The following is a 6,000-nucleotide window of genomic DNA, read 5'->3' as shown; positions in this document are numbered from 1 at the left end:
CCGGTCATACCGGCGGCGGCATGACCGGCCGGATCCGCACCAAGTCACCGCCGGCCAAGGCGCGAACATCCCAGCCCGGACGACGTCGGTCAGCGCCCCGGCGTATTCTTGCCCCCACGACCGGTCGGTGCTGCGGGAAGACCAAAGCGTCCCGCAGGGTGCCCTTGGAAGAGGGCAGGGCGCTTTTGGAAAACCGGGATGGCCCACCACCGGCTGGCCGCGGCTTCCGGGCGTTAGTGGTTTCGAAGGGCTTCAATCAGTTCTGACTTCTTCTTTCCACCGTGCAGGCCCAGTTCCTTGGCCCGGGCCTTCAGTTCCGAAACGGTGCGTTCGTCGTAGTCTTCCGCGTTGGCCCCGCGGCTGCCGACGGTTCCACGTCCTTCCTTGGCGGCAGCGTTGGAAATGCGGGCAGCCTTCTCCTTGGATGCACCGTCTTTCCTGAGTTCTTCGTACAACTCCGGGTCCTTCAGGCCCGGATTCTTCTTGTTCGGCATGCTTTCTCACTCCTTCGGGGGGGAAATCGTCATAGACCGGCATCGCCGGTTCACCCCACCGCAGCCGAACGCGGCAGTTCAGGATCGGCATCGGGATCCGGCACAGCAGGGTCGGCAACCGGTACCGGATCCGGTGATGGAAATGGTCCGGGGCTTCCCGGGATCCGGGACGGACTGGTGCCCGGGATCCGGGAAAGGAGGCACAGGGCCCGGGAGCGGGACCGGTTCAGGCTTGCGGTCAGGAGCAGAAGCTGCTCAAACCCCGGACGGGACAGTTCAATTTCGAGTCAGTCCGGGGGGAATTGGGGGGAAAAGTAGCCTTCCATCCAGTAGGGCGTGTAGTTGTAGTGGCCATAGACCTCTTCCTGGAAGGCCTGGTTACTGCTTAGTTCGGGGTCGTACTCAGGTGCCACGGCAACGTGTTCGCGCGTAAGGTCCACGGTAACTTCCTCGGCGCCAATGCCGGTTACGGCATCCACCGGGATGAAAGAGTGCTCCTTCCCGATGCCGAGGAACCCTCCGGAGGCGACCAACAGGAAGCGCACCGTGCCGCCCTCGGGGTCGATCAGAAGGTCATCGACCTTGCCGAGATCCTCCCCGTCGCGGTCTTTGACCACGAACCCGCGAATGTCTTCCTCCCCCAACGCCACGGTCCTGTCCGTCTCGCTCAGTTTCACCAGCTGACGGGCCTCATGTGCAGTCATCGCAATCCCTTCCGCTCTTCGTTTTGCTGCTTCACCCGGGATGTCTCCATCGTAGAAACTCCGGCAGAAAGCAGGCAATGCCCGCCGACCGGTCATATGCGCCGGCGTCTCGATGACCGGCTTTGCCGCAACCGGCTATTACTGCAGACCATCACATTGCCGGCCTTATCACCCAAGGGCACTGGTCAGCGGGCCGGCCGCATAGCCTAAGGTCACATGTGTATCTCGCGTCACCGCCGCGCGACTGGATCCCTTGCCCGAGCAGAGTTTCCGGAACGCAACGCCGCGTCCGGACCCGAAGAGAAGCCGGCGCAGTCATTTCCGCGTCCAGAAAGATAAACCATGAAAGGTGCGTTCGAACTCTTCAACGACGAAGACAAGCACTTCAGGTTCCGGCCACTTCAGATCCGGCTCACAGGCCCCGACGGGACCCTGACGGTCCTCTCCGGGCCGTTTCCGGACAAGGCCGCCGCCGTGGCGGGCATCACCGCGGTCCGCGAATCCGCCGGGACGGGCCTGATCACCCTCCACCGGCCATCGGATCACTCCCGGACTGCTGCCCGGACCGCTACCGCTCTGTCCACGGCACCGCCCGTCCGGCCCGGGGTCTGCCGCTCTGGAGCGCCACCGAAACGCCGGCAAGTCCCGGGCAAAGCAAGCGTGACCCCGCCCGGACAAGGCCGCTTGAGCTCAAGAGCGGTTCAGGCCAGGCGCGAACGCCGCCAAGGTCGACAACACACGATGGCCGGCGGGTCCGCTGACGACCCCGCCGGCCGATATTCGGCTCTCCCGGCTGGTCAGTGCGAAGGGCTGACCATGTGGTGCCGGTGTTCCTCGGTGCTGGGCTTGATCGCCGTCGCGGTGACGACGAGCGCCACCAGGCCGGTGATCCAGGATGTCCAGGCCACGCCGGTTTGCGTGGCGTAGGAACCCAGCCAAGGAGACAGGAACAGCAAGGCGCCCAGAACTGCCTGCGCCCACTCCATGACCGGTGTCCCGGGCAGGGCCAGATTGATGACACCGCTGATGACCAGCAAAGCGCCGAACACAACCATCAGCGCGGCTGATGAACCGGCCGCCATGGTCCAGATGACCGACAGGGCAGCATAGAGACCGGCAATGACCGTGACCCAATCCTGCCATCGCGTCCACTTCTTCATTGAAACCACCTCCGTGATTCGCACCATCCCCGGGCCTGAAATGCTCCCGGAGCCTTTTTCCGACGGATGCCGCGCCGCGCGGTACCGTCCACGGCCCGGCGGGGTGAGGACCCTGCACGGCTCACCGCGCATGCAGCATCTGCAGCCGGACCGTTATTGGATTAACAAAAACCACCCGCTGGCTCTTCCCGCCACGCACCGCCCGTGCACAGTTCCGGCGACGCGACGACCGCCGGCGGAGGCGTGCAGCTGGACCGGTCGGCCAGGACAACAACCCGGCGGCCATCAAAACCGTCGTGGATGCCCGGGATGCGCATGCTGTTCCCTGCCTCAGGAAGGGGGAATCCTGTGCGCGAGGTGCCCGCAAGCACCGCCGAACATCAGCAGAAACCCCAGGAAGCCCAGACCCGGAAGCTGCGCGGAAATTCCCAGAACCATCACTGCGAAACCCACCAGGACCAGGACGAGACCCGCGGACCAGCGAAGCCGCCATCCGGGAGGTCTCCCCGTCGCCAGTTCTCTGGCCAGGACCGGGTCATCATCAGCCAGATCCCTTTCGAGGTCCCGAAGTCGCCTGCGCTCAGATTCCGACAGCGGCATCGCCAACCGTTCCTTCCCGTCCCGGCCTTGAGATATCGCACCAACAAGCCACCGGGAGCTTGCTTTCATTATCGGCCGGCAACCGAACAGGTTCCAGACCGGGCCCCGGTGTGCATCCCGGCCGCGGCAAGGCCCCCCGCCGGGCCGGGATTGTCAGTTTCCTGCACAACTCTGGGTTGGGGGCTGGGTGCCGACGGGCGTACCTAGCTTTCCGCCCAGATCACTACGAGTTGTCAGCCACAGGCAACCACTATGAATGCACAGTGCAACCATATCGCTCAGGAATTCATCGCATCCGCCCCCACTCCCCTACTTGTCGAGAGCCGGCAAGTAGATCTTGTCGAAGACCCTCTGGATGCTCCGATCCTCAGCCGCGGCGGCGCTTCTGAGCTTTCCAAAGTTTCATTCGCCATGCGAAACATGTAGGCACCGTTTTTGGGCTCCTTTCAACAGTGGCAGCGGCAGCCTGCAAAGAACGCCAGGACGCGCGGATTTGCCGTGGACCCGCCGCAGCGCAGCTTTGAAGCCCGGCGGCGGACGGTGAACTCCGCGTGGCCGGAATATCTCACCGACTTCAAGAAAACACTTGCCAAACCCGTTACCCGCATGAAAGGAGGGCTTGGCGCCGGCTCGGTTAGGGCACGGTGTAGGAGTTCAGCGGTCTGCCGGTGGTGCCGTAGGTGAGGTCCAGGATGAGGAGGCCTTTGCGTTCGAGTGCGCTGAGGTAGCGTTGGGCGGTCGGGCGGCTGACTCCGAGCTGTTCGGCGATCTCAGCGGCGGTGACGGGAGCGCCGGCGGCGCGGACGGCGTCGAGGGTTTTTTGCATGGTGGGTTGCAGGCGCGGTGCCGGGGCGGCGGCCCTGAGCCCGGCCGTGCGGGCGTTGTAGAGGCTGTCGATGGTTGCCTGGTTGGCGGTCGATGCGGATTCCAGTTCCTGGCGCCAGGTCCGGTAGGCCTCCAGCTGTGTGCGGAGCCGCTCGAAGCTGAAGGGCTTGACCAGGTAGTAGACGGCGCCGCTGGCCATGGCTGACTTGACGGTGGCCAGATCCTGGGCGGCGGTGATGATGATGCAATCCACCGGGGTTCCGGCTGCCTGCAGGGACCGCAGCAGGGAGAGCCCGTCCTCGTCGGGAAGGTGCACGTCCAGCAGGAGCAGGTCCGGGTTGAGGCGCTCGATTGCCTCCCGTGCGGCTGCGGCGTTGTAGACCTGGCCTATGGATTCGAAGCCCTCGACCCTGGCGACACGGGCGGCGTGGATTCCGGCGACCCGGAAGTCGTCGTCAACCACCAATGTCCTGATCATCGCCTGCCCTCCTGTCCGTCGCCGCGAGGTGTGGGTTTGCCGGAAGCCACACCTCAAAGTTGCCGCCGGGACCCGGGAACACGTCCAGGGTCCCCCCTGCCCGGTGCACGATCCTGCTCACCAGGGCCAGCCCGATGCCGCGCCGCATGCCCGGCCGCGGGTCCTTGGTGGAATAGCCGTCCACCACCACCTGGTCGATCTTGTCCGCCGGGACGCCGGGGCCGTTGTCCCGCACGGCGATGAAAACGCCGTCGGCGTCGTCGAACTGTACGGTCACCGTGCGTGGCCGGGGCGTATTGGCCAGGGCGTCCACGGCGTTGTCCAGGAGGTTGCCGACGATGGTCAGGAGTTCCGCCTGGTCAACCTGCGGGCGTTCCAGCCGGGACTCGGCGGTCACTGACATTTGCACGTCCTGTTCGGCGGCGACGGTGACCTTGGCCAGCAGCAGGGCTGCCAGCTCCGGCGGCGCGATCCTTGAGCGCAGCCCTTCCCCGAGCGACCTGGACATCGTGGACACTTGCGAGACGAATGTCCTGGCTTGGTCCACCTCCCCCATCTCCAGCAGGCCGTCGACGATGTGCAGCCGGTTGGCGTATTCGTGCTCCAGGGCGCGCATCGCCTCCATCAGGCCCCGGACGGAATGCAGGTCCCGGACGAGACCTTCGATCTCCGTTCGGTCCCGCAGGGTCACCACCGAGCCGACGCTCCGCCCGGCAGTCGAGACGGGCATGCGGTTGACCACCAGCAGGGCGTCCTCGGTCAGCGCCACCTGGTCCGCGCCGGGGAGTTCGCCGGTGAGCAGGTCCCGGAGCCGGCCTTCCGGAACCAGTTCGGCGACCGGTTTTCCCAGGGCCGGCTCCTCGATCCGGAGCAGCCGCCGGGCCTCGCCGTTGATCACCGTCACCTTCCCGTCGTCATCGAGCCCGAGGACGGCCTCGCGGATCCCGTGCAGCAAGGCCTCGCGCTCCTGCAACAAGGATGAGATCTCGGCCGGCTCAAGATCGAAGGTGACACGCTTGATCCTGCGGGAGAGCAACAGCGAACCGCCGACCCCCAAGGCCAGGACCAGTGCCGAAAACCCGACGATCAACCAGATGTTCTGGATCTGGTTGCTGAAGACGTGGGTCTCCTCGATGCCCACCGACACCTGGCCTATTACGGAGCCGTCCGATCCGAAGATCGGAGCCTTGGCGTTGGCCGACGTACCCAGGCTGCCGGGATCGAACCCCACATGAGTCTGGCCGTCAAGGACCGCCACGGGTTCCTCCAGCCTCTGGCCGATCAGTGCCGGGTCCGGGTGGGAGAACCGGATTCCGGCGCGATCGGTGACCACCACGTAGTCAGGCTGCGCGGCCTCCGTGATCTTCTGGGCGAGTCCGGCTATGACGTGATTGGGATCTTTTGCGACCAAAGCCGAGCGGATCTCCGGCATTTGTGCCGTGGTAGTCGCTATGCCGAGGGCACGCAGTTGGTACTGCTGGTCCAAGGTTTGGTTGCTGATCATCGTGAAGAGGACACCGCCCAGGACGACGGTGAGGACAAGCAGCGAGAGCGAGGCCAGGAGGATCTGGGCGGTCAGGGTCGAGAAATGGCCGCCGGCCCGCAGCCGCTGTGCCATTGACACACGGCTCATCGGAATCCGCCTTCCGGCACTGCATTTACCGCCCTGCAGAAAACGCACAAAACGTGCACTTTTGCGGCTAAAGCGCACATGTTACTGAAGTCTTCTTGCACGAATG

Annotated in this window: 6 protein-coding genes; all 6 read right to left on the bottom strand. The window is 64.9% G+C overall.

From position 1 onward, the window contains the following. Nucleotides 1–233 precede the first annotated feature (233 nt). Nucleotides 234–494: an SAP domain-containing protein gene (locus tag AC1DJB_RS13520; protein WP_476910529.1), complete on the bottom strand. Its 261-nt coding sequence runs from the start codon at nt 492–494 to the stop codon at nt 234–236. A 287-nt stretch (nt 495–781) separates the two neighbouring features. After that, nucleotides 782–1,198: a PRC-barrel domain-containing protein gene (locus AC1DJB_RS13515; RefSeq protein ID WP_476910528.1), complete on the bottom strand. Its 417-nt coding sequence runs from the start codon at nt 1,196–1,198 to the stop codon at nt 782–784. Nucleotides 1,199–1,995: 797 nt separating this feature from the next. Continuing rightward, entirely contained in the window at nt 1,996–2,358 is a 363-nt protein-coding gene (locus AC1DJB_RS13510; protein ID WP_476910527.1) for an SPW repeat protein, read from the bottom strand. Between the two features lie 330 nt (nt 2,359–2,688). After that, on the bottom strand, nt 2,689–2,958 hold the full coding sequence (locus tag AC1DJB_RS13505) for a DUF3040 domain-containing protein (protein WP_476910526.1): 270 nt from the start codon (nt 2,956–2,958) through the stop codon (nt 2,689–2,691). A gap of 634 nt (nt 2,959–3,592) precedes the next feature. After that, a complete protein-coding gene (locus AC1DJB_RS13500) occupies nt 3,593–4,261 on the bottom strand; it encodes a response regulator (RefSeq protein WP_476910525.1) in 669 nt (222 codons plus the stop codon). Continuing rightward, nucleotides 4,239–5,894, bottom strand: coding sequence for an ATP-binding protein (locus AC1DJB_RS13495; RefSeq protein ID WP_476910524.1), 1,656 nt, complete (start codon nt 5,892–5,894; stop codon nt 4,239–4,241). The genes AC1DJB_RS13500 and AC1DJB_RS13495 overlap by 23 nt, the downstream gene beginning before the upstream one ends. Nucleotides 5,895–6,000 lie beyond the last annotated feature (106 nt).

The organism is Arthrobacter sp. 01T428 (assembly GCF_056398685.1).
This window is presented reverse-complemented; position numbering and strand designations above follow the sequence as displayed.

What these genes read in the sequence shown, in the direction of transcription:
- AC1DJB_RS13495 (WP_476910524.1), bottom strand. Translation starts at nt 5,894, where the DNA reads ATGAGCCGTGTGTCAATGGCACAGCGGCTGCGGGCCGGCGGCCATTTC.
- AC1DJB_RS13510 (WP_476910527.1), bottom strand. Translation starts at nt 2,358, where the DNA reads ATGAAGAAGTGGACGCGATGGCAGGATTGGGTCACGGTCATTGCCGGT.
- AC1DJB_RS13505 (WP_476910526.1), bottom strand. Translation starts at nt 2,958, where the DNA reads ATGCCGCTGTCGGAATCTGAGCGCAGGCGACTTCGGGACCTCGAAAGG.
- AC1DJB_RS13500 (WP_476910525.1), bottom strand. Translation starts at nt 4,261, where the DNA reads ATGATCAGGACATTGGTGGTTGACGACGACTTCCGGGTCGCCGGAATC.
- AC1DJB_RS13515 (WP_476910528.1), bottom strand. Translation starts at nt 1,198, where the DNA reads ATGACTGCACATGAGGCCCGTCAGCTGGTGAAACTGAGCGAGACGGAC.
- AC1DJB_RS13520 (WP_476910529.1), bottom strand. Translation starts at nt 494, where the DNA reads ATGCCGAACAAGAAGAATCCGGGCCTGAAGGACCCGGAGTTGTACGAA.